The 26,119-nt window shown below is 32.0% G+C and carries 29 protein-coding genes; 17 read left to right on the top strand and 12 right to left on the bottom strand.

The annotated features are described in order from the left end of the window. The first annotated feature begins 80 nt into the window (after positions 1-80). From menA to HA143_RS00980, 3 genes are read left to right on the top strand one after another with little or no spacing between them, the layout of a single operon-like run. On the top strand, positions 81-998 hold the full coding sequence (gene menA, locus HA143_RS00990; protein ID WP_209082813.1) for a 2-carboxy-1,4-naphthoquinone phytyltransferase: 918 nt from the start codon (positions 81-83) through the stop codon (positions 996-998). Then, positions 995-1,960: an o-succinylbenzoate synthase gene (locus HA143_RS00985; protein ID WP_209082812.1), complete on the top strand. Its 966-nt coding sequence runs from the start codon at positions 995-997 to the stop codon at positions 1,958-1,960. Before menA ends, HA143_RS00985 begins: the two co-directional genes overlap by 4 nt. Continuing rightward, complete coding sequence (locus tag HA143_RS00980) at positions 1,957-3,159, top strand: AMP-binding protein (RefSeq protein ID WP_245210826.1); 1,203 nt, start codon at positions 1,957-1,959, stop codon at positions 3,157-3,159. The genes HA143_RS00985 and HA143_RS00980 overlap by 4 nt, the downstream gene beginning before the upstream one ends. Before the next feature lie 10 nt (positions 3,160-3,169). Here the strand turns inward: HA143_RS00980 and HA143_RS00975 are convergent, their stop codons facing one another. Together HA143_RS00975 and HA143_RS00970 are read right to left on the bottom strand one after the other, a co-directional pair. Beyond that, a complete protein-coding gene (locus tag HA143_RS00975; protein ID WP_209082810.1) occupies positions 3,170-3,622 on the bottom strand; it encodes an acyl-CoA thioesterase in 453 nt (150 codons plus the stop codon). A 9-nt stretch (positions 3,623-3,631) separates the two neighbouring features. Beyond that, entirely contained in the window at positions 3,632-4,819 is a 1,188-nt protein-coding gene (locus HA143_RS00970) for an NAD(P)H-quinone oxidoreductase subunit H (protein ID WP_209082809.1), read from the bottom strand. Between the two features lie 38 nt (positions 4,820-4,857). Between HA143_RS00970 and rsmH the strand changes: the two genes are divergently transcribed. Continuing rightward, entirely contained in the window at positions 4,858-5,760 is a 903-nt protein-coding gene (gene rsmH / locus HA143_RS00965; RefSeq protein WP_209082808.1) for a 16S rRNA (cytosine(1402)-N(4))-methyltransferase RsmH, read from the top strand. A 14-nt stretch (positions 5,761-5,774) separates the two neighbouring features. Here the strand turns inward: rsmH and HA143_RS00960 are convergent, their stop codons facing one another. Then, positions 5,775-6,920 (bottom strand): cysteine desulfurase family protein, encoded by a 1,146-nt coding sequence (locus HA143_RS00960; protein ID WP_209082807.1) that lies wholly within the window; start codon positions 6,918-6,920, stop codon positions 5,775-5,777. Between the two features lie 58 nt (positions 6,921-6,978). On the opposite strand from HA143_RS00960, the gene HA143_RS00955 reads away from it, so the two are divergent. Continuing rightward, positions 6,979-7,707, top strand: coding sequence for a response regulator transcription factor (locus HA143_RS00955; protein ID WP_209082806.1), 729 nt, complete (start codon positions 6,979-6,981; stop codon positions 7,705-7,707). A 5-nt stretch (positions 7,708-7,712) separates the two neighbouring features. Here the strand turns inward: HA143_RS00955 and bchM are convergent, their stop codons facing one another. After that, a complete protein-coding gene (gene bchM, locus HA143_RS00950) occupies positions 7,713-8,411 on the bottom strand; it encodes a magnesium protoporphyrin IX methyltransferase (protein WP_209082805.1) in 699 nt (232 codons plus the stop codon). A gap of 89 nt (positions 8,412-8,500) precedes the next feature. On the opposite strand from bchM, the gene purE reads away from it, so the two are divergent. Further along, entirely contained in the window at positions 8,501-9,037 is a 537-nt protein-coding gene (gene purE / locus HA143_RS00945; protein ID WP_257469927.1) for a 5-(carboxyamino)imidazole ribonucleotide mutase, read from the top strand. 15 nt (positions 9,038-9,052) lie between these two features. Here purE and cysC read toward each other — a convergent pair whose 3' ends face one another. Together cysC and HA143_RS00935 are read right to left on the bottom strand one after the other, a co-directional pair. Next, positions 9,053-9,676, bottom strand: coding sequence for an adenylyl-sulfate kinase (gene cysC / locus HA143_RS00940; RefSeq protein WP_209082804.1), 624 nt, complete (start codon positions 9,674-9,676; stop codon positions 9,053-9,055). 42 nt (positions 9,677-9,718) lie between these two features. Continuing rightward, positions 9,719-10,030 (bottom strand): translation initiation factor SUI1, encoded by a 312-nt coding sequence (locus HA143_RS00935; protein WP_209082803.1) that lies wholly within the window; start codon positions 10,028-10,030, stop codon positions 9,719-9,721. 48 nt (positions 10,031-10,078) lie between these two features. Between HA143_RS00935 and trpB the strand changes: the two genes are divergently transcribed. Continuing rightward, positions 10,079-11,323 (top strand): tryptophan synthase subunit beta, encoded by a 1,245-nt coding sequence (gene trpB / locus HA143_RS00930; protein WP_209082802.1) that lies wholly within the window; start codon positions 10,079-10,081, stop codon positions 11,321-11,323. Here trpB and HA143_RS00925 read toward each other — a convergent pair whose 3' ends face one another. Then, positions 11,324-11,674, bottom strand: a complete 351-nt coding sequence (locus HA143_RS00925) for a rhodanese-like domain-containing protein (protein ID WP_209084362.1) — start codon at positions 11,672-11,674, stop codon at positions 11,324-11,326. It lies immediately after the preceding gene. Between the two features lie 89 nt (positions 11,675-11,763). Here HA143_RS00925 and HA143_RS00920 point away from each other — a divergent pair, with 89 nt between their 5' ends. The 9 genes from HA143_RS00920 (at position 11,764) to HA143_RS00880 (ending at position 19,001) form a co-directional block, all read left to right on the top strand. Beyond that, a complete protein-coding gene (locus tag HA143_RS00920; RefSeq protein ID WP_209082801.1) occupies positions 11,764-13,224 on the top strand; it encodes a hypothetical protein in 1,461 nt (486 codons plus the stop codon). A gap of 124 nt (positions 13,225-13,348) precedes the next feature. Then, complete coding sequence (locus HA143_RS00915; RefSeq protein WP_209082800.1) at positions 13,349-14,494, top strand: citrate synthase; 1,146 nt, start codon at positions 13,349-13,351, stop codon at positions 14,492-14,494. A 75-nt stretch (positions 14,495-14,569) separates the two neighbouring features. Beyond that, the gene (gene nuoH, locus HA143_RS00910) at positions 14,570-15,688 is read left to right on the top strand and encodes an NADH-quinone oxidoreductase subunit NuoH (RefSeq protein WP_209082799.1); all 1,119 of its coding nucleotides are present in this window, start codon (positions 14,570-14,572) and stop codon (positions 15,686-15,688) included. 68 nt (positions 15,689-15,756) lie between these two features. Next, entirely contained in the window at positions 15,757-16,383 is a 627-nt protein-coding gene (ndhI, locus tag HA143_RS00905) for an NAD(P)H-quinone oxidoreductase subunit I (protein WP_209082798.1), read from the top strand. 13 nt (positions 16,384-16,396) lie between these two features. Next, entirely contained in the window at positions 16,397-16,996 is a 600-nt protein-coding gene (locus tag HA143_RS00900) for an NADH-quinone oxidoreductase subunit J (protein ID WP_209082797.1), read from the top strand. Between the two features lie 18 nt (positions 16,997-17,014). Then, positions 17,015-17,335: an NADH-quinone oxidoreductase subunit NuoK gene (gene nuoK / locus HA143_RS00895; protein WP_209082796.1), complete on the top strand. Its 321-nt coding sequence runs from the start codon at positions 17,015-17,017 to the stop codon at positions 17,333-17,335. 9 nt (positions 17,336-17,344) lie between these two features. Beyond that, positions 17,345-18,256, top strand: a complete 912-nt coding sequence (locus HA143_RS00890) for an NAD(+) kinase (protein ID WP_209082795.1) — start codon at positions 17,345-17,347, stop codon at positions 18,254-18,256. Further along, on the top strand, positions 18,257-18,754 hold the full coding sequence (locus tag HA143_RS00885) for an adenylate cyclase (protein ID WP_209082794.1): 498 nt from the start codon (positions 18,257-18,259) through the stop codon (positions 18,752-18,754). A 61-nt stretch (positions 18,755-18,815) separates the two neighbouring features. Further along, positions 18,816-19,001 (top strand): hypothetical protein, encoded by a 186-nt coding sequence (locus HA143_RS00880; protein WP_209082793.1) that lies wholly within the window; start codon positions 18,816-18,818, stop codon positions 18,999-19,001. Here the strand turns inward: HA143_RS00880 and HA143_RS00875 are convergent. Beyond that, on the bottom strand, positions 18,964-19,242 hold the full coding sequence (locus tag HA143_RS00875; RefSeq protein ID WP_209082792.1) for a helix-turn-helix domain-containing protein: 279 nt from the start codon (positions 19,240-19,242) through the stop codon (positions 18,964-18,966). The genes HA143_RS00880 and HA143_RS00875 overlap by 38 nt on opposite strands. A gap of 76 nt (positions 19,243-19,318) precedes the next feature. On the opposite strand from HA143_RS00875, the gene HA143_RS00870 reads away from it, so the two are divergent. After that, positions 19,319-20,209, top strand: coding sequence for a methylenetetrahydrofolate reductase (locus tag HA143_RS00870; protein ID WP_209082791.1), 891 nt, complete (start codon positions 19,319-19,321; stop codon positions 20,207-20,209). On the opposite strand, the gene HA143_RS00865 is transcribed toward HA143_RS00870, so the two are convergent. The 4 genes from HA143_RS00865 to HA143_RS00850 form a co-directional block, all read right to left on the bottom strand. Next, complete coding sequence (locus HA143_RS00865; protein WP_209082790.1) at positions 20,193-21,371, bottom strand: nucleotidyltransferase family protein; 1,179 nt, start codon at positions 21,369-21,371, stop codon at positions 20,193-20,195. The two genes, HA143_RS00870 and HA143_RS00865, sit on opposite strands and share 17 nt — an antisense overlap. A 48-nt stretch (positions 21,372-21,419) precedes the next feature. Continuing rightward, positions 21,420-22,241, bottom strand: a complete 822-nt coding sequence (locus tag HA143_RS00860) for a segregation/condensation protein A (RefSeq protein WP_209082789.1) — start codon at positions 22,239-22,241, stop codon at positions 21,420-21,422. A 123-nt stretch (positions 22,242-22,364) separates the two neighbouring features. Further along, the gene (locus HA143_RS00855) at positions 22,365-24,005 is read right to left on the bottom strand and encodes an NAD(P)H-quinone oxidoreductase subunit 4 (RefSeq protein ID WP_209082788.1); all 1,641 of its coding nucleotides are present in this window, start codon (positions 24,003-24,005) and stop codon (positions 22,365-22,367) included. Positions 24,006-24,091: 86 nt separating this feature from the next. Beyond that, positions 24,092-26,113 (bottom strand): NAD(P)H-quinone oxidoreductase subunit 5, encoded by a 2,022-nt coding sequence (locus tag HA143_RS00850; RefSeq protein ID WP_209082787.1) that lies wholly within the window; start codon positions 26,111-26,113, stop codon positions 24,092-24,094. Between the last annotated feature and the right edge of the window lie 6 nt (positions 26,114-26,119).

Here is a 26,119-nt window from a genome sequence, read left to right as displayed (position 1 = left end):
AATCATGCAATAAAGTAAAAAATGTAACTCAATTTATAAACTACATTTAATAATTATCTAATTTTATGTGTTAATTAAAAATGGACGAAGATAAAAAAAAATTATGGAAACAAGCAATAAAATGGCCTCTTTATTCTGTTGCCATACTTCCGGTTTTAATAACAGGGGCTTATTTACTCAATCAATATGAAAAGGTAAAAATTTATAATTTGATTGCATTTACTTTAGCTGCAATTTTAATATTACTTTGGGAAAATCTAACTAATGATTTATTCGACGCAGAAACAGGAATCGATGAATTTAAATTCCATTCCATTTTAAATCTTGTAAAAAATAAAAAAATAATTTCATTTATTGCATATACATCTTTAGTTGTTGGTTTATTAATAATTTCAATTATTTCAGTATCAACAAGTATAAACATTTTTATTTTGGTGGCATCTTGCTGCTTCTTAGGTTATTTATATCAAGGACCTCCTTTTAGATTTGGCTATCAAGGTTTAGGAGAACCATTATGCTGGCTTGCATTTGGACCTTTTGCTTACTCTGCAGTCTTAATTGCGTTAAATCCATATAATATTTACTTCGAAGATATTCCCTGGAAAGTTTCTTTATTACTTGGTTCAGGACCTTCCTTGGCAACAACTCTTGTATTATTTTGTTCTCATTTTCATCAAATTTCTGAAGATAAAAAGCATGGGAAAAATTCACCTTTAGTTCGCTTAGGGGCAAAAAAAGGTTCTCAATTTGTGCCTTGGATAATTTTGACAATATATATTTTTCAACTTTTCACTATAGTTACTGGATTTATTCCAGTGTTTTGTATCCTTTATTTGATTAGTTTTCCTCAAGCAATAAGACTTATAAATTTATTAAGATCTTCATATAAAAAACCTTCTGCAATAAAAAATTGCAAATTCATCGCAATAAAATTTCAAACTCTTAATGGAGTTGGCTTAATCACAGGATTAATATTTAATTACTTGCTTAATAAATGAACTTAATATTTCAAAAAAAATCTTATAGCTTTAAGTTATCCACCAAAGTAGAAAATTCTAAAAACACTTACCTTACAAAATCGGGTTGGATAATTAAATTAACAAGTCATGATAAAAAAATTGGGTTTGGAGAAGTTTCACCGCTTCATAAAGAAGACTTAAAAAAGTGTGCGAAACAACTAGATATGATCCCTGAGTATGTAGAAGTATTTAATTTATCTGAGCAAATAAATATTTTTCACCCATGCATTCAATCTGCAATAAATTCTGCATTAGCGGAGATAAATGGAAAAATACTTTTTAAAGAAAACTATTACTTTGATGAAATTGATAAAACAGCCATACTGTTAAATCCTGAAAATGTAATTTCAGATCTAAATAAAATTAAAAAAAGACAATCTAATATTGAAAAATCAGTAACCATAAAATGGAAAGTAGCATTAAAAAATAACCATGAGGAAGAAGCCAGTTTAGAAGAAATTTTAAGCCAAATAGGCAATAATATTAAGTTAAGAATAGATGCTAATGGTTCTTGGGGAAGAGAGATAGCTAATAGATGGGCTGATATTTTGAAGGATAACAAAAACATAGATTGGTTAGAACAACCTCTCTGTGTTGATGATATTGATGGACTGACAGAACTCAACAAAAAAATCCCTATAGCCTTAGACGAATCACTTTTAAAATTTCCAACTTTGATTAATGATTGGAAAGGTTGGCAAATTCGAAGGCCTTCTCAAGAAAATAATCCAGTTAAGCTTTTAAGAGAATTAGAAAATAAAAAAGCTTTAATATCTATAAGTACCTCATTTGAAACTGGTATAGGGAAGAGATGGCTTTATCATTTATCGTCTCTACAATTACAAGGACCAACTCCAAAAGTTCCTGGTTTAGCAATGAATGTATTCCCTAATTCGTTTCTATTTTTAAATGAAGCAAAAAAGATATGGGATCTACTATGAAAAATAAAATTCATACTATTGAAGTTGAAAATAACGAAACTCAATCTGTAGAGAAAATTATTGGAAAAATTAGAGAGAATAAAATTATTTATGTAAAAAACAAATTTTATGAAGACAAAGATGTATTAGATTCAATTACTGAAAATGGGCCAGCGATAATCTTAAACAGCAGTGGGAGCAGTGGTAAACCTAGAAAATGTATTCATCATTTAGATAATCTCAAATTATCTGCCGCTACTTCAGGACAATGGCTAAAAGATCAAGGATTTGAATTACAAAACTGCATAATTTTTAACACTTTACCACTCAACCATATAAGTGGATTAATGCCAATTTTTAGAAGTCAAAATTGGGGATGTGATTGTATTAATATTTCTCCCAATTTAATAAAAAAAACTAGAGAACTTTTACTTTTTACAATTAAATCTAAAAAAAACAAAAAACACTTGATTACGTCATTAGTACCTACCCAATTAATAAGACTTTTAGCTGAAAAAGATGGTATTAATTGGCTAAAAATTTTTGATTTAATTTGGGTAGGTGGAGCTTCAATTACCCGCGAAACTGCAGAAAAATGTATACAAGAACAAATAAAATTAGCACCTTGTTATGGCTCAACTGAAACAGCAGCAATGGTTACGAGTTTAAAACCAACAGAATTCTTAATGGGTTTTGACAATGTTGGAGAAATACTACCTGATACAAAAATAAGAATTAACGAACGAGGATTAATCGAGATAAAATCAGCCAGAATTGGCATCGAAATAATAGACTCTTCAAAAACTGAAAATTTCCAAAATAAATGTGGGTGGTGGCAAACCGGTGATTTAGGTGAAATTCATCAAATCAATAATTCTTTATATTTAAAGTTTATTAGAAGAATTGATAACGCTTTTAATTCAGGAGGAGAAATCGTTTTTCCAGAAGTAATTGAATCACGATTAAATAATTTCATTATGAAAGAAAATATCCCAATTAATAAATGCAATATTTCAAAAGTACCCGACAAATTATGGGGAAATAAAATTAAAATAATTGTTGAATTTAGAAAACTTACAAATGATAAAAATATTAAAAATTCATTAAATTTATTAAAAAACTTTTCTCAAAGTTGGCCTAAACATGAAAAACCCGAACAATGGATTATTAAAAACAAAAATACAAGTACAGAACAAATAAATTATAGATTTAAAAAATAAATAATAATAATTAGCACTCTTTTAAATTTGTACTTACATTTGAAGCCTCTATCCATCTTTCAAGATGTTCGGGAAGTTCTATTTTATTTCTTGAATCAACATCTAAAGAACAATGTATTATTTTTCCTTCCGCTACTTTATTTCCATTTTTTATAAATAGGGTATGTACTTTAAACAAATGAGAATTAATTTTATGGGGGGAAATTGTTACTTTTAAGAAATCTCCAATTTTAATAGGAGCAAGGAAGTTCGCTTCGCAATTTACTATGGGAAAAATAATTTGATTTTTACGTATAGAAAAATCTGGGAAAATATCTTGATAAGGAATACCATAAATTTCAATACTCTCTTCCCAAGCTTCGTGTGACCATTTTAATAAGTTATGAAAATGAATTACACCTGCAGAATCACAATCACCAAATCGTACTTTCTTCTGCAATATTAACCAATCTGAGGATTTCATTTAAAGAACTTATCTATCCACAGATCCCATAATGACATCTATTGAACCAAGGATAGCCATAATATCTGCGATTTTGGCACCTTTAAGAATATGAGGCAATATTTGCAGATTATTTAAATCAGCTGCTCTGATTTTAAATCTCCATGGGGTAACTTCATTATTTCCTTGAATAAATACACCTATTTCTCCTTTTCCGGACTCTAATCTTGTATACAATTCTCCATTAGGAATTTTAAAAGTTGGAGCAACCTTCTTAGCTACATATTGATAATCAATACCAAATATTGCACTCTTCTTATCTTCAGTCGCCATTCTTTGAGCTTCTAAATTTTCTGTTGGACCTCCTGGAATCATTTTGCAGGCTTGACGAATGATGCTTAGTGATTGTCTCATCTCTTCAACTCGTACTCGATATCTCGCATAACAATCTCCTTCTTTTTCTGAAGCAATCTGCCAATCAAAATCGTCATAACATTCATAGCTATCTACTTTCCTTAAATCCCAGGAAACTCCAGAGGCTCTAAGCATTGGCCCAGATAAAGACCAATTAATTGCCTGATCTCTTTTTATAGTTCCAAGACCTTCAATTCTTTTTCTAAAAATTGGATTATTTGTGATCAATTTTTCGTATTCATCTATTTTAGGACCGAACCAATCGCAAAAGTCTATACATTTTTCTAACCATCCGTATGGAAGATCACATGCGACACCACCTATCCTAAAGAAATTATTATTTATTAGCCTTTGTCCAGTAGCAGCTTCCCAGAGATCATAAATCATTTCTCTTTCTCTAAAGATATAGAAAAATGGAGTTTGAGCTCCTACGTCTGCTAAAAAGGGACCAAGCCATAAAAGATGATTAGCAATACGATTAAGTTCCAACATAAGAACTCTTATGTAACTAGCTCTTTTAGGAACTGGAATATTAGCTAATCTTTCAGGAGCATTTACTACAATAGCTTCATAAAACATTCCTGCTGCATAATCCATTCTGCTTACATAAGGGACATACATAACATTTGTCCTATTTTCAGCTATCTTTTCCATTCCTCTATGCAAATATCCAATTACCGGCTCACAATCAATGACATTCTCACCATCAAGAGTTACAACTAACCTTAAAACCCCATGCATTGATGGATGGTGAGGGCCAAAATTGACCACCATTGGTTCTGTTCTAGTCTCTAGCTGAGCCATTCGAAATTTAACTTCTAAATAAATCTTAGTCGAAAGTTATGCAAACTGACCTATCTGATTCATCTTTTTTCAATCATAAATCAGTTATGGCAGATGAGATCATGTCCTCTTTAGAGCATTACCCATTAATAAATAAAAGCCAACTTAAAGGCATAGACGCAACTTTAGGAGGAGGAGGGCACTCTTATCATTTATTGAGAAAATATTCGGATTTAAATATAATTGGACTTGATCAAGATCCATTCGCAAGAAAATCAGCATCAAAAAAACTTGATGAATTTAAAAATAGGATTGATATAAGGGCTTCAAATTTTGCGGATTTTGAACCAAATGAAAAAGTTTCTTTTGTGATTGCAGATCTTGGAGTAAATAGTAACCAAATTGATGACCCTAAAAGAGGATTTAGTTTTCAAAAAGATGGTCCCCTTGATATGCGCATGAATCCTTTTCTTGAGGTTGATGCAGAGAAATTAATTGAGACCTTAAATGAAAAAGATCTAGCTAACCTAATTTATAAATATGGAGATGAGAGATTATCAAGAAAAATTGCTAGGAGAATAAAAATGGATTTAAAGGTAAATGGAAAATATTCTGGGACAAAAGAGTTAGCTTATTCTATTGCAGGCTGCTTCCCACCAAAACATAGATATAAAAAAATACACCCAGCAACTAGAACATTCCAAGCACTAAGAATTGCCGTTAATAAAGAAATTGAAGTATTAGAAAAATTTTTGCAAGTTGTCCCTGGTTGGCTACTGCCAGGTGGAATTATTTCTATTATTAGCTTTCATTCCCTAGAGGATAGATTAGTGAAAAGTGCTTTTAAGAATGATCAAAGACTAAAAAACCTGACAAAAAAGCCAATAACTCCTTCCGAACAAGAAGTCGAAGTCAATAAAAGAGCTAGAAGTGGAAAATTAAGAATTGCTCAAATAAAATAAAGATCCATTAATTGCTAACGTAATGATTTGATTGTATTTGTAAGAATATGAATTGCTTGTTTAATATCATTTAAATTAGTGCTTAATCCAATACTTAACCTTATTGAAGATTCTGCTTCTTTAAAAGATCTACCTAAGGCGAGTAAAACATGAGATGGTTCACCATTACTGCATGCCGATCCACTAGAACAAATTATTTTAGTTTTTAAAAGTTTATGAAACTTTGCTCCGTTTAAATCCAACACAGTCAAATTCAAATTATGAGGTAACCTCTTTTTTATGGAGCCATTAATTAATAAACCAGAATTATTTTCTAACAAACCCTCTAAAAGTTTATTTCTATATAAAAGTAATTTCTCAGCATTCTTTTTTTGATTAATAACGGCTATCTCTATTGCCTTAGCAAAGCCTACTACTAAAGGGAGAGGTAATGTGCCAGATCTTAGACCATATTCCTGCCCTCCTCCAACAATTAAAGGTTCCAGATTAATTTCTTCATCAATCAAAAGAAGTCCTATCCCTTTTGGACCATAAATTTTATGGGAACTCATCGTTATCATATTTACATTTGATAAAAGATCGTTTAACTCGATATAACCTAAACATTGTGCAAAATCAGAGTGCAAAGTTATTCCTCTTGAATTACATACCTTTGAAATATTCTCTATGGGCTGAATAACTCCTATTTCGTTATTTGCCAACATGACACTCACCATAAACGTATCTTCTCTTATATTCTTTATGAACTTTTCTTGTGAAATTAAACCATCTCTTTCTGGAGTAATTTCTGTAACCATAAATCCCTCTTTTTTTAGTTGATTTAGAGGCTCCAATACAGCTTTATGCTCGGTTTTTAAGGTAATAATATGTCCATAATTTCCTGTTTTTTGATAGTAATTTCTTGCAAAACCTATTAAGGCTAAGTTATTAGATTCTGTAGCCCCACTTGTAAAAATAACCTTTTTATTATGAAGAAATAAATTTTGTTCTATGCTATCTCTTGAGGCTTCCAAAATCGCGCTTGCATTAATACCCGCCAAATTAGATTTACTTGAAGGGCTAGAAAATATCTCACTCCAAAAAGGTTTCATAGAATCAACAACATCTTTAGAGCAAGGTGTTGATGATTGGTAGTCTAGTAGTATGGGTGTTGAAAGCATTGTATTTAGTATATAAAATTCTCATTATTACTAGAAATCAAATTCAAGAATTTAAAAAATGAATGAAATTAATCAAATAAATAATGAAACAGTAAGGAAATCAAGAATTTTATTAGTGGATGATGAACCTGGTTTAAGAACAGCTGTTAAAACATTTCTAGAGGATGAAGGCTTTGAAATATTTATTGCAGTTGATGGAGAGGACGGTTGGGAAAAAGCTCAAACAATTTTTCCTGATTTGATAATTAGCGACGTTATGATGCCCCGAGCTAACGGTTATGCTTTATTAGAAAAAATTAGAGAAGATGAAAAATTAGGAGGAACTCCAGTTATTTTTTTAACAGCAAAAGGAATGACCTTAGACAGAACAGAGGGTTATCTTGCAGGAGTTGATGATTATATTTCCAAACCTTTCGACCCCGATGAATTAGCTGCGAGAGTTAAAAATGTCATCAATAGGCAAGAACGTTTACTAAAAGAAGCAGCAAGATTCGCAGATATTGATGTAAGCAAAATGGCGAAGCAAATTACTGAAATAAAATCTATGCTCACAGATCAAAATCCCACTAATTCAGAAAATAAAATAAATCTTCCCAGTTTCACTCCAAGAGAAGCAAGTGTACTTCAACTAGTTGCAGAAGGGTTGATGAACAAGGAAATTGCAAGACAGCTTGAAACATCTATTAGAAATGTTGAAAAATATGTAAGTAGACTTTTTATTAAGACAGGTACATCTAGCAGAACCGAATTAGTTCGCTATGCACTTGAAAATCATTTAGTAAAATAGGTTATTTATTTTTTTTCGAATTCAATAAGTTTTGAAAAATAAAAAGGAGCTTGATTTAATTTCGTTTTAACCACGTTAAATCCTCTTTCTTTAGCAGCATTAATAATGCCCTTTTCTTTTAATGTATAAGCTCTTGTAGTTTTACTTGGCCCAGGAAATAATTTACCTATATTTTTTAAAACAGCAAGAACTGGAGTATATGGAGCAAAGCTAACGATTAGTTTTTCTTTGCTTAAATCGCATAGATGTTGGACCATTTCTTCTGCGACCGGTTGCGGATAATGAATAAATACATCCAAACAAACTACAACATCAAATAATCCTTTTAATTGTTCCAGATCACAGACTTCATATTTGATTTTACCTTGGTTCAAACCTAATTCTTTTATGCGTTTCTTAGTTTCTTTAATCATTTCAGAAGAAATATCGCTTACCTGTAATTCTTTTATACCGAGTCTTAGTAAAGGGATTGATAGACTTCCTACTCCACATCCTGCATCACAATAACTTTTTTTTGTTAGTTCAGGATAATTTTTGATGTATGACACTACATCATCTACAGTCTTTTGATGTCCTTTTCTAATGTTTTGCTGAACTGTATTAATTTCATCAGATTTGCTATAAATTTTGTTCCATCTTTCAAAACCAGTGCCATTAAAATACTCTCTAACTTCACTTTTTTCGATAATCTTATTTGACGTCATAATATTCTATGAAAATTTATTCTTTTTATATTAACTAACTGGCGCCAAATTAATTGCACGCCATTATAGGAAAGAATTGATTTGTTATTTTGTCAGAATTGCATTCTAAAGATATATATAAAATCGCTGTCGTAATGGGTAGTGATTCAGATCTAAAAACATTGAAACCTGCTATTGACATTTTAAGAGAATTTGGAATAAAAACTGAAGTTTGTATACTCTCTGCCCATAGAACTCCTATTGAAATGATGGAATATGCAAAAAATGCAGAATCAGAAAACATAAAAATAATAATTGCCGGAGCTGGTGGTGCTGCTCATCTTCCAGGAATGTTGGCATCAATAACTTGCATTCCTGTAATTGGAGTACCAGTAGAGAGTAAAACACTTAAAGGGATTGACTCTCTTTTATCAATTGTTCAAATGCCCGCTGGGATACCAGTAGCAACAGTTGCAATTAATGGAGGTCAAAATGCTGGATTATTGGCAATAGAGATTATCAGTTTATTTGATGAATCCATCAAGGAAAATTTAAAAGAATTCAGAGACAATCTTCATAAACAGGTAAGAACTAAAAATAGTAAGTTATCAACTATTGGAGCTGACAATTATCTTCAAAATAAATGAACTTATATTTTTTTATTAGCCCTTTTTAAGGAAGTTTTCGTCTCTAAGATAGTTTATAACTTTTTCAACCGAATCCTTTAAATCTAATGTACCTGTATCAACAACAATTTCTGGATTATGAGGAGCTTCATATGGACTAGAAATCCCTGTAAAATCCTTAATTTCACCCAAACGAGCTTTCTTGTAAAGACCCTTAGTATCGCGGTTTTCGCAAACTTTGATATCTGCAGCACAATAAACTTCAATAAAATCTTTAGATCCAATAATTTTTCTCACCTTATCTCTATCGCTAATAAATGGTGAAACGAATGCTGTAATAGTTATTATCCCAGCATGCATAAATAAATTTGCAACTTCTCCAATTCTTCTTATATTTTCTTCTCTATCTTCATCGGAAAACCCAAGATCTTTACATAAACCGTGCCTTATATTATCTCCATCCAACACGTAAGTTGAAAAACCATCTAAGTGTAAAACTTCATTTAAAGCGTTGGCCAAAGTACTTTTACCAGAGCCTGATAAACCTGTAAACCAAATAACCATTCCTTTATGACCTCTCATTTTCTCTAACTTATCTCTATCAATAGTTAAATTGTGCCACTTTATATTGGTTGAATTTGTTTGATCTTGTTCTTTCATTTTTTGCATCATCAAATTTAAAAACCTATCTTAACCCTTGCTTCATAAATTATGAAATCCCTCTTTACGAAGAAACTCAATTGATTTCGATACCATATCACCCTGTAACTGGATATTACTTTCAATTAATGTCCCTCCAGTACCACAAAAAACTTTAATTTTTTTAAGCAATTCTTTTAAGAAGATTTCATCCTCGATTCCTAAACCTTTTATTAAAGTTATCGTCTTGCCCTTTTTACCTTTCTTTTGTTTTGAAATATTTATTTTTGCTCTTTTTATAAAAGTATCTACCTTAGCTGTTTCTTCAGGTTTATTTTCATGATTATCAAATTCGATCCAATTCTTTTTTCCCATTATTTTCAATATAATCTATAGTTAGTTAATACTTATTCTATAGACAAAGTGGTAAGTACATTTTCTCGCCAAGATCAAAATTATACAAATGAAGATTTAAATCAACCCTCCAAAGAGGGAAGATTTGGAAAATATGGTGGTCAATATGTTCCTGAAACACTAATGCCTGCTCTTTTTGAGCTTGAAGCAGCTGCATCAAATGCATGGAAAGATAAACATTTTGTAAAAGAATTAAATCATCTACTTAAGACTTATGTAGGAAGAGAAACACCACTTTATGAAGCCAAAAGACTTACTGAACATTACACAACTAAACAAGCAAATGTAAGAATATGGCTTAAAAGAGAAGATTTAAATCATACTGGTGCTCACAAAATTAATAATGCCCTTGGACAAGCTTTATTAGCAATAAGAATGGGTAAGAAAAGAATAATTGCGGAAACTGGAGCAGGTCAACATGGAGTTGCTACGGCTACTGTTTGTGCGAGATTTGGCTTGAAATGTATTATCTATATGGGTGCTGAGGATATAAAAAGGCAATCCCTCAATGTCTTTCGAATGAAACTGCTAGGAGCTGAAGTTAAGGTTGTAAATTCTGGAACTGCAACACTTAAAGATGCCACTAGTGAAGCTATTAGAGATTGGGTTTCTAATGTAGAAACCACTCACTACATTTTAGGATCTGTTGCGGGCCCACACCCTTTCCCAAAGATTGTGAGAGATTTTCATGCAGTTATTGGAGAAGAAACTAAGAAACAATGCCTGGAATCGTTTGGATCTTTACCCGATATTTTACTTGCTTGTGTAGGTGGGGGATCAAATGCAATGGGCCTTTTCCATCCTTTCGTTAAAGAATCATCTGTACGCCTAATTGGAGTTGAAGCCGCAGGAAGCGGAGTTGATACTGATAAACACGCTGCAACTATCACTAAAGGATCAGTTGGAATTTTGCATGGATCCATGAGTCTTCTGTTACAAGATGATAATGGTCAAGTACAAGAGGCCCACTCCATTAGTGCAGGTTTAGATTACCCTGGAGTAGGGCCTGAACATAGCCATTTAAAAGATATAGGTAGAGCAGAATATGGAGCAGTTACAGATCAAGAAGCTCTAGATGCTTTGAGACTTGTTAGTGAACTTGAAGGAATCATACCAGCACTTGAAACCTCCCATGCCTTTGCTTGGTTAGATAAATTATGCCCTACTCTTGAGAAAGATACTCATATAGTTATCAATTGCTCTGGAAGAGGTGACAAAGATGTTAACACTGTTGCATCTTCATTAGAGATTTAATCAATATCTAGGAATTGATGGATCAATATATCTACTCCATCCATCAATACCCTCCTCCAAATTCCATATTTCGCTCACAATATTATTATCTAAGGACCATTGACAAAAGTTATAACTTCTTATTCCTGCATGACAGGTAACAACGATTTCCCTGTCTAATAAACCAGCAAATATTTCTTCAACGTATTCACATGTGACTTTACTAATTGGTATATGTAAAAAGTCTTTTGAGAAACAAGCTATTTCAAGCTCTGACTGTTCTCTTACATCAATTAAGACTGGATTTTCGTTCTCAGAATTAAACCAATCATTGAGACTAGAAGCATTTATAGATTTTGGATAATTTCCCAATTGCAAGGATAAATGATGTGTTATTTACAATTTAATAAATTAAGTTGCATGAGTAAATTTATTGTTAACAATAAAAATAAACATTGATAATGAAAGTTAAAGTAGTAGCAATAATACTATTATTATCTTTATTACTTTTTTTTAGTTTTAAAAAAATTTCTACTAATAAAAATAAGCAGCAAACTACAAATATTGAGCAACTAAATATATTAAACTATTTACCAGAAGATAATAAATTATTATTCATTTCAAATTTCGATATTTCGAATCTTACTAATAATATTGAAAAAGATAAAAATCTAAAAAATCAAGATAAATTGATTTCAATAGAAAATTCTGTATTAGATTACTTAGGTATAGATCTAGGCAACAATAAATTAGAAGATATTTATAATAACGAACTATTAATCTCAACTTCTGAAAATAAAAAAAAGTTTAAAGATGATATTTTAATAGTTTTCAAAATTAAGCCAGAAAAAAACTTAGATGATATATTGCATCTATCTAATAAAATTGATCAGCCTAATGAAATAATTAAAATTAATAGAGAAAATAAACTAAATTATCTTAACTATATTTATCATACTGAGGATGATTATATTATTGCTTCATCCAATAAGAAATTAATTTTAAATTGTTTTCATAATATTGATGCTTTAAAAGATAAAAAATCAAAATATAAAAAAGAAATTTCAGGACTTAAAAACGAGAAAAATATATTATTCGCAGAAAATTTTGGAAAAAGTATATTTTCTAATAATGAAATTTTTCCAGAGAGGAATGAAGACTTTATAGCTACAACATTTCACTTAAAAAATAAACATTTAATTTTAAAATCATATTTACTAAATAATAAAAAAAATCTTGATATTTCTGCTTACGATAACCTAATATATAAAGATAATAGTAATAAAGATAATCCTCAAGTTTCACTTTTTAGTGATTTAAAAAACTTTGAAAAATATCTAAAACCTTTAATAAATGATTTTGAAAACAGTTTTCTTGAAGAGTTTAATCAAAAAGCAGATCAAAATATTTTAATTCTCAATTCCAGTAAAGATTGGCTTATCACATTTGAGAAAGATAATGAAGATCAACTTGATTTAAGTGATATGAAAACACTAAAAGATTTCAACAAATATACATTGAGACAAAATGATGATATTTACTCGATATATTCTAAAGATATTCTTGAAGAAAAAAATGATGTAATAAAACAATTAACTTATGAAAATATCTATTCAGTAGATTCAGCAGGTTTACAAACCATCAGTAATTATTTAATTGATGTTAAAAAACTAGAAGCAATCTCAAAGAAATTTTTTAACCTAAAAAGTAAGAAAGATAAATCTTCTTTTCTTTTTGCAAACGTTGATATCAAAGGGGCAAATTCTAATAAAATTGAATATTTGCCTGATTTGGAAGATCTGAATTTTCTTATTAGAAATATTTTTAAAATATCAAATAATGAATTTCTAGAAATATTAAAACAATCTATTCCTGAAAAAAATCCAATTTTTTATAAAGAAATCAGTTTAAAAATACTTTAATAATTTTATTCAAATAAACTCAAAAAAGAATCAATTTATATTTTCTAGAATTTAATAATTTGTGGTTAATTAAAAATTATTTGACTATCTTTGTTCTATAAGTATTTGATATTGCATTAAGAAATTGGATAACAACAAAATAATTTTAAAACCAGGATTAGAGGGTGTCCCAGTTACTAATTCATCTATCTGTGATATTGACGGCAACAAAGGTCAATTATTGTATCGAGGCTACTCCATAGAAGAACTTTCCAAAAAAAGCAGTTTTTTAGAAACTGCTTATTTATTGATTTGGGGTGAATTACCTACAGCTACTCAACTTAGAGATTTTGAACTAGAAGTTCAGATGCATCGCAGGTTAAGTTTTAGAGTCAGAGATATGATGAAATGTTTCCCTGCGACAGGTCATCCTATGGACGCTCTTCAGTCTAGTGCAGCTTCCTTAGGCCTTTTCTATTCACGTAGAGCAATAGATGATCCTAATTACATCTACAACGCAGTGATAAGACTTATAGCAAAAATACCCACAATGATTGCCGCTTTTCAACTTATTAGAAAAGGACAAGACCCTATTCAACCTCGAGATGATTTAACATACTCCTCAAATTTTCTTTACATGCTTACTGAAAAAGAACAAGATCCGATAGCTGCAAAAGTTTTTGATAGGTGTTTAATTCTACATGCCGAACATAGTTTAAACGCCAGTACATTTAGCGCTAGAGTGACTGCAAGCACTCTTACAGATCCATATGCTGTCATAGCTTCTGCAGTAGGAACTTTGGCTGGCCCGCTTCATGGAGGAGCTAATGAAGATGTGATCGCGATGTTAGAAGAAATCCAAACCCCAGAAAATGCAGCTTCTTTTTTGGATAACGCAATAAAACACAAAAGTAAGATAATGGGCTTTGGTCATAGGGAATATAAAGTCAAAGATCCAAGAGCAATTATTCTTCAAAAACTAGCAGAAGAACTTTTTATTAGATTTGGAGCAGATGAAATGTATGAAGTTGCCAAATCATTAGAAGCAGAAGCAATACCAAGACTTGGCCCAAAGGGTATATTTCCTAACGTAGACTTTTATTCCGGTCTTGTTTATAGGAAACTTGGTATTCCTCGTGATTTATTTACTCCAATTTTTGCCATATCTAGAGTTGCTGGCTGGTTAGCTCATTGGAGAGAGCAACTTGGAGCAAATAGAATTTTTAGACCATCTCAAATCTATACTGGTTCAGCTCCAAGGGAATGGATCAGCTTAGAAAATAGAGAATAATATTTGCAGCTTTTCATAAAAAACACACATATCGTTTGTGAAGAGTTAATGTATTAAGTAAATAACATCAAAATTTTGGAATACGGATTAGATCTCGAATATAGTTTTAATGAATTCTTAAAAGGTTTTGGCATTTCTAGTGAGATCGCGCATATAATTTGGCTCCCTCTACCTATGCTCTTAGTTTTAGTTGCAGCAGTTGTTGGAGTTTTAGTAACAGTTTGGCTTGAAAGAAAGATATCTGCTGCTGCTCAACAAAGAATAGGCCCCGAATATGCAGGAGCACTTGGTGTACTCCAACCAATTGCAGACGGTCTTAAGTTACTGGTCAAAGAGGATATTATTCCGGCTAAAGCAGATGGGATTCTCTTCACTGCAGGACCTATTTTAGTACTTGTCCCAGTGATTCTCTCCTGGCTAATTGTTCCTTTTGGACAAAACCTTCTTATAAGTAACGTTGGTATTGGAATTTTCCTATGGATTGCTTTAAGCAGTATCCAGCCAATTGGACTACTTATGAGCGGATATGCATCAAATAATAAATATTCATTATTAGGGGGATTAAGAGCAGCTGCTCAATCTATAAGTTACGAAATACCTTTAGCTTTATCTGTACTGGCTATTGTCCTAATGACAAATTCTCTAAGTACTATTGACATAGTTAACCAACAAAGTGGGGCTGGAATCCTTAGTTGGAATATTTGGAGACAACCAGTTGGTTTTATAGTCTTTTGGATTTGTGCTCTTGCAGAATGTGAACGACTTCCATTTGACTTGCCCGAAGCTGAAGAAGAATTAGTTGCAGGATATCAAACGGAATATGCAGGAATGAAATTCGCTTTGTTCTACCTTGGTAGCTACATTAATCTAATTCTTTCAGCATTATTGGTATCAATACTTTATTTAGGAGGATGGGGTTTTCCTATTCCCGTTGAATTAATAGCTAATTTACTTAATTTGCCCATTAATACACCATTCATACAAGTTTTCACTGCATCAATAGGAATTGTAATGACTGTTTTAAAAGCATATCTTTTAGTTTTCATTGCAATATTATTACGTTGGACAACCCCTAGAGTAAGAATAGATCAACTGTTAGATCTTGGATGGAAGTTTCTTCTTCCAATTTCTCTTGCTAATCTTTTGATAACTGCAGGATTAAAACTTGCTTTTCCACAATTCTTTGGTGGCTAAATTTGAGTAAATATACTTAAATTAAACATTAATCCACTAAAATAAAATAACTAAGTGAATTTTTCAAAATGAACAATTTCCTTCAACAAGTAAATAGCTATATAAAAGAGGCTTTTAGTGCTGGCAAATACTTATATAATGGCTTATCAGTAACTTTTGACCATCTTCGAAGAAGACCTGTTACTGTCCAATATCCATATGAAAAACTAATACCTTCTGAAAGATATAGAGGAAGGATACATTATGAATTTGATAAATGTATCGCTTGCGAAGTTTGTGTAAGAGTATGTCCCATAAATCTGCCTGTAGTCGACTGGGTTATGAATAAAGAAACAAAAAAAAAGGAACTTAGAAATTATTCAATAGATTTTGGAGTATGTATATTTTGCGGAAATTGTGTTGAATATTGTCCAACTAATTGTCTATCAATGACCGAAGAATATGAATTAGCTACTTTCGACAGACACAATCTTAATTTCGATAATATCGCACTTGGAAGACTCCCTACAAACGTCACAACAGATCCGTCAGTAAAACCACTAAGAGAACTTGCTTATCTCCCAAAAGGAGTAATGGACCCTCATGAAATCCCAGCTTCAGATATTAGAGTTGGTAAATTACCTGAAGAAGTTTATGATTGGATGAAACCAGCCTCCAATGAAAATAAAGATAAAATTTCTAATCCAAACAATTAATTTCCATTAATTTATGTCCATTGCAATAACAACTCAAATTATTTGTTTTACAGTTCTATCTTTAGTTGTTCTGATTGGAGCACTTGGTGTTGTATTGCTCGAAAGTATTGTCTATTCAGCCTTTCTGCTTGGAGGAGTTTTCATGAGTGTTGCAGGATTATATTTACTTTTAAATGCAAGTTTTGTTGCTGCAGCACAAGTTTTAGTTTATGTCGGTGCAGTGAATGTATTAATAATTTTTGCGATAATGTTAGTCAATAAACAAGAAGATTTAAAACCTATCAATGATATTAAATCAAGAAGAATCATATCAACATCGATATGCTTAACCCTACTAAGCCTTTTAATAAGAGTTGACTTGACAAATGTATGGAGCCTAGCAAGCCCTCAAAACTCTATAGGAGAAGAATCAACTATCAGGATTGGTGAGCATCTATTTAGTGATTATTTACTCCCATTTGAATTAGCTTCAGTTTTACTTTTAATGGCGATGATAGGGGCTATTGTTCTAGCTAGAAGAGATGTCATGAATAAAGATATTTCAACTGGATTACCTGTTGATCAAGAGTTAATTGAAAAATCATCAGAACCATTACTTACTAATAAAAATTAACCACTCAACTTTCTTCTTATGAATTTAGAATCAATTCCTATTCAAGCTTTTTTGATAGTATCTTCACTTCTCTTTTGTATTGGTATTTGGGGATTATTAAATAGCAGAAATGCAGTTCGAGTGCTCATGAGCATTGAATTAATGCTCAATGCGGTAAATATAAACTTGATGGCTTTTTCTTCTTATATCGATAATAATTTAATTCAAGGACAAGTTTTTACAATTTTTGTTATAACTGTTGCTGCCGCAGAAGCAGCCGTTGGATTAGCGATATTGTTATCTCTTTACAGAAATAGAGTAACTGTAGATATGGAAAGTTTTAATTTATTAAAATGGTAAAAGCATTAAATGAAACTTTCATTAGTGCTTATTATATATCGTTCAGATAGTTCTATCGCTCTAGAGGCTTCGACATTCTGTGAAGAAGTCCTTAAAGACAAAAATATCAAATCAAACAGGATTGAAAGTGATTTCCAAAAAGATGAAATTGAAAAATATCTTTGTAATTCAAAACTAAAACCAGATATTGGCATAGTTCTTGGTGGGGATGGAACATTCCTAAAATGTGCAAATGCATTGGCGGATTATGATATTCCTTTATTAAGCATTAATATTGGTGGAAATTTAGGGTTTCTTACTCAAGAAAAAGATTTTCTATTTGACAAATCTTTTATTGAAATCCTTGAAAACGAAGAATATATAATTGACTTTCGTAATAGATTAAATTGTAATGTTTGTATTAGTGCTAAAAGTCCTGAGAAAAAAATCATAAAAAGTTACAACGCATTAAATGATTTTTATTTTAAATCTGTTGAAGAGGATATTTCTCCCACAAACCAAATACAAATTGAAATAGATAACGAGAAGGTGAATGAATATAAAGGTGATGGATTGATTATATCTACATCTACAGGTTCAACAGCATACTCAATGGCTGCAGGTGGTCCAATTGTCCATCCTAGTATAGATGCGATGATAATTAACCCTATATGCCCAATGAGTTTAGCTAGTAGACCAATCGTTATACCAAATACCAGTGAGGTAATCATTAAACCAGTAAAGAAATGTAAAGGGGAAATTAAATTATGGAGAGACGGCTCAAAATGTATGACCATTAAGGAAACTTATTATTGTGAGATCAAAAAAGGAAACTCACCCTGCAAAATAATAAAGTTTAAAAAAAGCACTAATTATTACAATACTTTAATTAAAAAACTAGATTGGAAAGGTGATTTATCTCTGAAAAATCCAAAAAATTAAATGGCCTTAGAAATAGAAAGACGATTTCTTATAAAAAATGATAATTGGAAAGAATTCATCACCAAAAAAATTTTTATTGAACAAGGCTATTTATCAAAAAGCTTAGATGATTGGATTGTCAGGATAAGGTTTACAGGCAAAGACTTTAAAATTGCACTCAAAAAACATATCGAAAGCTTTACGAACTTTGAATTTGAATACTCCATTCCACGAAAAGATGGAGAAGCAATAATGTCAAATCTTTCAAATACAATCAAAAAAGAAAGATTCTTTTTAGAAGTTGAAAAAAAATCTTGGATTATAGATTGCTTTAAAGAAAAGAATTATCCACTTGAAATTGCCGAAATTGAACTTTCCAAGGAAGAGGAAGAGTTAAGTCTTCCATCTTTCATATCAAAAGAAATTACTGGGCTAAAACATTACTCTAATTTCAGTCTTACTAACAAACCTTTTTCAAAATGGAAGGATAACTATTTAACAACTCAAAAAAATAACTAGCCAAATCAACCACCTTTCCTTTATATTTTCTTTATATTTCAATAAAATATATTTTTATCAAATGTATGGTCTTTACGACAAAGAAGGAATATTGAGATTTTCTGATTCAGATAAAGATGCTTGCATTGCATATGCTGAACTCTTCGACTTAGGTTCTGCAAATTATTGTTTAATGGATTTAACTAGTAGTACAAAAAAATCAATGGCTACTAATCTTGATCAGAATCTGGGAGGGAACAACAATTAAATCCATCTCTACAAATCTTTCCATGATCCATTGCCCAATTCAAAAGTGCTACTCTATTTTTTGAACCTGTTTTTGTAAACATATTACTGACATGATTATCAACAGTTCTTTTACTAATAGTAAGTTTTACTGCAATTTCTTGATTTGTAAGCCCATCAGCTACGAGATCAATGATTTCCATCTCTCTTGTTGAGAGACCCATCATATCAATGTTGTTTACTTCTTCTTCAACCATTTGCATTTAAACAGTTCCTTTTTTATATTAATTAAGTTTAGCAATCTAATCACACTTGTTACCAAGTAGGAAACAAAAGCAATTGAAATCAAAACTTCAGCAGACTTTAGAAAAAAAATCCAAGGTAATAACGGCAGAGTTAATGCCGCCCAGAGGTGGAAGCCCCATAAGATCTCTTAAGATAGCACAACTTTTGAAAGATAAGGTACATGCTGTTAACATTACTGACGGAAGCAGGGCTGTAATGAGGATGTGCAGCTTGGCAATGTCCAAACTATTACTGGAAAATGGGATAGAACCAGTAATGCAAATATCTTGCAGAGATCGTAATAAAATTGCTTTACAATCAGACATTCTTGGAGCAAATGCTTTAGGAATTAAAAATATCCTATGCATTACTGGTGATTCAGTGAAAGCCGGCGATCAACAAGATGCAAAAGCTGTACACGAATTTGAGTCAGTGAGATTGCTGCAACAAATTCAAGCCTTCAATACAGGAATTGATCCCACTTTTGGAGAACTCTCCGATAAAAAAACATTTATTTTTTCAGGAGCTGCAGCAGATCCAAGTTGTAGAAATCAGAGAAGTTTAAAAAATAGAATAAGTAAGAAAAAAGAGGCTGGAGCGAGATTCATACAAACTCAAATGGTCATGGAAAAAGAAAATTTGATAGAATTTTGCGAAGAAATTAGTAATCCTCTTGAAATTCCAGTAATTGCAGGTGTATTCCTGTTAAAGTCATACAAAAATGCTCTCTTTATAAACAAATACGTACCCGGAGCAAACATACCTGACAATATTTTAAATCGTCTTAAAAATGCTAAAGACCCTTTACAAGAAGGAATACAAATTGCAGCAGAACAAGCTCATAATTTTATTGAAATCGCAGATGGTATTCATCTAATGGCAGTTAAGGCAGAACATTTGATTCCGGAGATTCTTGAAAAGGCAGATATTAATCTGGAATATTAATCAAATCAGTACCTAACAATTCTGCCATTGCCTTCTGCTGTGGAGATGGAACTGTCATATCAGATCTTCTAGAATCTGTTATCAACCAATCCAAAGATGCATCTTGCAAATCAAAGTGATCACCATTTTTACCCACACAGTAACGGCCAAATACTAATTTATCGACCAGTCGAACACCCTTACCGATTTTGGAATAATCAAAAATAATTGAATTATCAATAGTTGCACCCTCGCAAATGCAACAACTTGGGCCAATCATTGCGGGTCCAATAATTGTTGCACCATCTTCAATTCTTGTCATTCCACCTATGTATACTGGCCCAGTAATATCAACTTTGTCCCAATTAGCAGCAACATTTAATCCTGTGAATACTCCAGGTTTAATTTCTTTGCCAGGTATATCTACTTGTCTCACCTTTCCTTGTAATACATTACGGATAGCGCTCCAATAATCAGGAACTTTTCCAATATCAACCCATTCAAAATCCATTGGTAGTGCAAAAAATGGTAAATCCATCTCAACAAGTTTAGGGAAGAGATCAGCACCAATATCAAATTTCTCACCTGATGGTATGTAATTAAAAATTTCAGGTTCAAACAGATAAATACCTGTATTAATAGAGTCACCTAAAGCTTTATCTATAGATGGCTTTTCCTGAAACGCCTTTATTCGACCATTATCATCTGAGACTACGACGCCATAACTTGATACTTGATCTCTAGTTACCTGTTTAGTTATTAAACTTGCTATGGCTCCTTTTTCCTTATGTTTCTTAACCGCTTCAGTTAAATCTAAGTCAACTAAAGCATCTCCACATAATACAACAAACGTTTCATCAAAGAATTTTTGAAAATCTTGAATTTTTTTTAATCCTCCTGCCGAACCTAAAGCATCTCCTATTAATTCACCGTCTTCAATTCTACCTTCAAAACTATATGCTATCTCCACACCGAATCTTTGACCATCCCTAAAGTAATTTTCAATTTCTTCAGCGAGGTGCGAAACATTAACCATTATCTCTTTAAAGCCATGCTCTTTTAAGAGTTCCAATAGAAACTCCATTACCGGTTTTTGTAAAATAGGTATCATTGGTTTAGGAATAATATGAGTTATTGGCTGAACACGTGTACCTTTTCCTGCCGCAAGTATCATTGCCTTCATGAATTCAAAACCTCTTTTTAAAGATTATACGTTATTACTATTAAGCTGCTAAACAGCAGAGTGATAGGTATTTTTTACCTCAAGATTATCTATTGGCAATTGAGCTAAGCCTCCTTCGGGTATTATTCTTTTAATTTGAATTGGGCCATATAAGGAATTAATTTGTTTAATTTCAACTTTGTTTTCAGATGATAAAAATAACAAAGCCCAAAAGACCCCAAGGCGATCTTTATCTAAATCATTTTTTACAACTGTTTGCCATATTTCAACTAAATATTCAAAATCTGTCCACTGTAATGCCTTTTCCCAACCATCAAGAAATTCACCTAATGCTTTAGTGGTTTCTGGAAGTTTCTCTCGATGTGCTAAAGATTTAACTTGAGAAATTAAGGCCCTATCAGAATATTTTTTATTTCTTTTTCTCTTCATTAACAAAAGATCTTGTGATTCTATAACTTCAGCAATAGACTCTAATTGACTTACCAATTCTCCCAATGTTGTTGTGCGTTTGAGAATTGGTAGCGCTATAGATCTTCTCCTTAGATATTTTTCAGGGTATTTTGGGATATCAAATTCTTGATCAATCCAATCTTGATCATCTAAATCAAAATCATCTTCAGAATCTGACAAATTTTCTTTAAAAACATCAGATTCCAAAACTTGAGCCTTTAAATTAACTAATACAGAAGCAGCAAAAAATGCCTCGCTTGTCTCAGATAAACCCTTTTGATAGGAATCATGACTATCTGAAGTTTTATCTAAAGTATGTGAATATTGTTCTAAAAAGCTATCAATTACACTTATTACATCAATATCCCATGGATCAAGATCACCTTTCCCAGCCGCGTCTTGAAGAAATTTAATCAGCAATCTAGGTCCTAATTGTTGCCTATCAATAGAATGTAAATAAGTTATTTTAAATTAGCTAATAACTACTCATAAGATATCTTCTTATTGCTTTAACGCAAAACAATATTGCATTAATTTAAAAAACTATATTGTTGGAGCCTTTAAAATCTCACTTTTTTTTGTGCCTGAAAAGATATTTGTTTTAACAGAACTTTTAACGGCATTTAAATCTCTATCTACTAAATTATTAATAGATGCAAGATAACTTTCAGTAACTAATCTTGGGTATAATCCTATTCCAATTATCGGAAACAGTAAACAAGCAATAATATAAATTTCCCTAGGTTCTGCATCAATAAGTTTTCTTTCTTCGGTTAATTTAGGATTTTCTTTACCAAAGAAAATTTCTCTTAACATTGAGAGTAGATAAATAGGAGTAAGTATTACCCCTACAGCAGCTAAAGAGGCCATAACTATCCGAAAAGGAAGTGTATAAACTTCATCAGTAACAAATCCTGTAAAAACCATTAATTCGGAAACAAATCCACTCATACCTGGCAAAGCAAGAGAAGCAAGGGAGCAAGCAGTCCAAAGAGCAAACATGATTCTCATTTTTTGTCCTACACCACTCATTTCATCAAGTTTAAGAGTCTTTGTTCTGTCATAGGTAGCTCCAACAAGAAAAAATAAACTAGCTCCTATTAATCCATGACTAACCATTTGTAGCATCGCTCCACTTGTTCCGAGGCTACTAAAACTACCTATTCCAATTAGAACGAAGCCCATATGACTTATAGAACTGTATGCAATTTTTCTTTTGAGATTTCTTTGCGCAAAAGAGGTTAATGCAGCATAAATTATATTTACTACTCCAAGAACTATTAACAATGGGGCAAATTGAGCATGAGCAACGGGTAATAATTGTGCATTAAATCTTAAAAGAGCATATCCTCCCATTTTCAATAAAATTCCAGCTAAAAGCATATGTACTGGAGCTGTGGCCTCTCCGTGAGCGTCTGGCAGCCAAGTATGAAGGGGAACTATTGGGAGTTTTACTCCAAATGCAATTAAGAGCCCCACATAACATAGAATTTGGAATTTTTGACTAAAATCTTGCGCTGCCAAGTGAGAAAACTCAAAATTAGGAATTTCAGTACCGTAGAAACCCATTGCCAATGCTGCTAGGAGGATAAATATAGAACTGCCAGCTGTATAAATAATGAATTTTGTTGCTGCATATTGTCTATTTTTGCCACCCCATATAGCCAATAATAGATATACCGGAATTAATTCCAATTCCCAAGCTAAAAAGAATAAAAGCATATCTTGAACGGCAAATACAGCGATTTGCCCACCATCCATTACCAAGATTAAAAAGAAAAATAACTTTGGTTTGAACTTTACTGGCCATGCAGCTAAAACTGCTAAGGCAGTTATAAAACTAGTTAATAATATTAACGGCATTGAAATACCATCAGCACCAACAGACCAAGTAAGACCTAAATCAGGAAGCCAACTAACATTTTCTTTAAGTTGAACATTTTCATTTTTAATATCAAAGCCATTTATGTATGAACCTACGGTGATTAAAAAAGTTATTAATGCAACAGACAAAGCAAACCATCTAACCTCTTTCCCATCCCCTTTATCTGGGAAAAAAGGTATTACAAAAGCACTCCCAATTGGGAACAAAATAGATGCAGATAGCCAAGGGAAAGTAGACAATCCAGCTCCCAAAGTTCCTAAATTTTGTGTCGCAAAATTTGTAAGAAAATAAGTACTCAATGTTAATAAGAAATTTATCTTAAATAAAGTCTAGAAATTATCTGTATTTTTTCACCCCAATGAACAGTGAAGACACACAATTGTAATTAAGTTACCTGTGGAGATTGAAAGCCAAATATAGCAACTAATAGAATTACTCCTCCAAAAACAATAAGAGCGTAAAATTGAGCTCTACCGGTCTCAAAATATTTTAAACCTTCTCCACTACCTAAAGTTACAAGTCCAGTAAGATTGACTACTCCATCAACAACCTTAGAATCAACTTCTAAAACTTCTTTAGCTAGTTTTCTACTACCTTTAACAAAAAGTTTTTCATTGATATCATCTAGGTACCATTTATTTGATAAAAATTTGTTAATAATAGGAAACTTTTCTGCAAATAAAATTGAAAGATTAATTTTTTTCAAAAAATATGCTTGATAAGCAATAATAATTCCAGTTGATGCAATAACAACTGACGCTATCGCTAAAGGCAAAAATTCTTTTAATTCGAAGGCTTTTGCGGTAATCTCTGCTTCTTCAGGATCTAGCAAATATGCAAATTTACTATCCCATGGAATTCCCATAAAGCCGATAATTACAGAGGGCACAGCTAGAAAGACCAAGGGGAATGTCATTGACCAGGGAGACTCATGAATATAGCCATGTTCTTCATGCTCTTCTTCATTGTCTCCATCAAGATTGATTTCAGAAGCAAGCATAAGTTCTTTTTGTAATTCTTTATTCTCCCCCCTAAAATCTCCTTCAAATGTTAAAAAATAAAGCCTAAACATATAAAAAGCAGTCATGCCAGCTGTTAAAAGTCCTACGAACCAAAAAGCTGGAAATGATATAAATGCATTTCCTAGTATTTCGTCTTTACTCCAAAAACCTGCTAATGGAGGTATCCCACTAATTGCTACACAACCTATTAAAAATGTTGCTGATGTATATGGCATTTTTTTTCTTAACCCACCCATCAATCTCATGTCTTGAGCCAATACAGGCTGATGACCCACTACTTCTTCCATGGCATGTATTACAGAACCAGATCCCAAAAATAGCATCGCTTTAAAGCAAGCATGAGTAACCAAATGGAAAATTCCTGCTATTGGAGCTCCACACCCCATCGCAAGCATCATATAACCAAGCTGAGAAACAGTACTGTATGCTAACCCCTTTTTTAAATCCATTTGAGTCAAAGCTATAGAAGCTCCTAAAAAACAAGTAATGGTACCAACTAAAGCAATAATGAACTGAATGAAAGGGAATATTGAATAAAGGGGTTGTAACCTAGCTACTAGAAATATTCCTGCGGCAACCATTGTTGCTGCATGGATAAGGGCAGAAATTGGTGTCGGTCCCTCCATAGCATCAGGTAACCATACATGAAGAGGAAACTGAGCAGACTTTGCCATTGGCCCTAAAAAAACTAAAAAGCAAAGGAGTAAAGCAGCCCATATTGGTATTGAATTGTCAGTTACTGATTGAGAAATTCCAGTGGCTATCTCATTAAAATCAAAACTCTTCGTTGCCCAAAATAGACCAAGAATGCCTAGTAATAATCCAAAATCTCCTACTCTATTCACAACAAATGCTTTTTGAGCAGCATGGGCAGCTCCATCTCTGTCGTACCAAAAACCAACCAATAAGTAAGAACACATTCCAACTAATTCCCAAAAAACGTAAATTTCTAACAGATTTGGACTAATTATTAATCCCATCATTGAACTGCTAAATAAGGCTAAATATGTAAAAAATCTGACATACCCCTTGTCATGCGCCATATAACCATGAGAGTAAATCATGACAAGCAAAGTGATAGTAGTTACTAAAGCAAGCATTACACTACCCAAAGAATCAAGGACAAAGCCCATTGGGATTATAAAATCCCCAGCATTAGCCCATACAAATAATTTTTCTACAGCTTGATAACCATTAACTTGCTCAATCAGAGCTTTATAACTAATGACTGCAGAAATACCAACACAAGAAATCAGACTTATAGAAACAATTTCTCTAGAATTATTAATTTTCTTGTTAATACTTATTAGTCCTAATCCAGAAAGCACTGCTCCAATAAGTGGGAAAACAGGAATTAACCAGGCAATTTCTGAAGCTTGAGGCATCTTTTT

Source organism: Prochlorococcus marinus CUG1415, from assembly GCF_017696015.1.
Lineage (GTDB): Bacteria > Cyanobacteriota > Cyanobacteriia > PCC-6307 > Cyanobiaceae > Prochlorococcus_A > Prochlorococcus_A marinus_AE.
This window is presented reverse-complemented; position numbering and strand designations above follow the sequence as displayed.

Bases quoted from the DNA above. Each gene is read 5' to 3' on its own strand.
- menA (WP_209082813.1), top strand. From the start codon at position 81: ATGGACGAAGATAAAAAAAAATTATGGAAACAAGCAATAAAATGGCCT.
- HA143_RS00985 (WP_209082812.1), top strand. From the start codon at position 995: ATGAACTTAATATTTCAAAAAAAATCTTATAGCTTTAAGTTATCCACC.
- HA143_RS00980 (WP_245210826.1), top strand. From the start codon at position 1,957: ATGAAAAATAAAATTCATACTATTGAAGTTGAAAATAACGAAACTCAA.
- HA143_RS00975 (WP_209082810.1), bottom strand. From the start codon at position 3,622: ATGAAATCCTCAGATTGGTTAATATTGCAGAAGAAAGTACGATTTGGT.
- HA143_RS00970 (WP_209082809.1), bottom strand. From the start codon at position 4,819: ATGGCTCAGCTAGAGACTAGAACAGAACCAATGGTGGTCAATTTTGGC.
- rsmH (WP_209082808.1), top strand. From the start codon at position 4,858: ATGCAAACTGACCTATCTGATTCATCTTTTTTCAATCATAAATCAGTT.
- HA143_RS00960 (WP_209082807.1), bottom strand. From the start codon at position 6,920: ATGCTTTCAACACCCATACTACTAGACTACCAATCATCAACACCTTGC.
- HA143_RS00955 (WP_209082806.1), top strand. From the start codon at position 6,979: ATGAATGAAATTAATCAAATAAATAATGAAACAGTAAGGAAATCAAGA.
- bchM (WP_209082805.1), bottom strand. From the start codon at position 8,411: ATGACGTCAAATAAGATTATCGAAAAAAGTGAAGTTAGAGAGTATTTT.
- cysC (WP_209082804.1), bottom strand. From the start codon at position 9,676: ATGAAAGAACAAGATCAAACAAATTCAACCAATATAAAGTGGCACAAT.
- HA143_RS00935 (WP_209082803.1), bottom strand. From the start codon at position 10,030: ATGGGAAAAAAGAATTGGATCGAATTTGATAATCATGAAAATAAACCT.
- HA143_RS00920 (WP_209082801.1), top strand. From the start codon at position 11,764: ATGAAAGTTAAAGTAGTAGCAATAATACTATTATTATCTTTATTACTT.
- ndhI (WP_209082798.1), top strand. From the start codon at position 15,757: ATGAACAATTTCCTTCAACAAGTAAATAGCTATATAAAAGAGGCTTTT.
- HA143_RS00900 (WP_209082797.1), top strand. From the start codon at position 16,397: ATGTCCATTGCAATAACAACTCAAATTATTTGTTTTACAGTTCTATCT.
- nuoK (WP_209082796.1), top strand. From the start codon at position 17,015: ATGAATTTAGAATCAATTCCTATTCAAGCTTTTTTGATAGTATCTTCA.
- HA143_RS00890 (WP_209082795.1), top strand. From the start codon at position 17,345: ATGAAACTTTCATTAGTGCTTATTATATATCGTTCAGATAGTTCTATC.
- HA143_RS00885 (WP_209082794.1), top strand. From the start codon at position 18,257: ATGGCCTTAGAAATAGAAAGACGATTTCTTATAAAAAATGATAATTGG.
- HA143_RS00880 (WP_209082793.1), top strand. From the start codon at position 18,816: ATGTATGGTCTTTACGACAAAGAAGGAATATTGAGATTTTCTGATTCA.
- HA143_RS00875 (WP_209082792.1), bottom strand. From the start codon at position 19,242: ATGCAAATGGTTGAAGAAGAAGTAAACAACATTGATATGATGGGTCTC.
- HA143_RS00865 (WP_209082790.1), bottom strand. From the start codon at position 21,371: ATGAAGGCAATGATACTTGCGGCAGGAAAAGGTACACGTGTTCAGCCA.
- HA143_RS00850 (WP_209082787.1), bottom strand. From the start codon at position 26,113: ATGCCTCAAGCTTCAGAAATTGCCTGGTTAATTCCTGTTTTCCCACTT.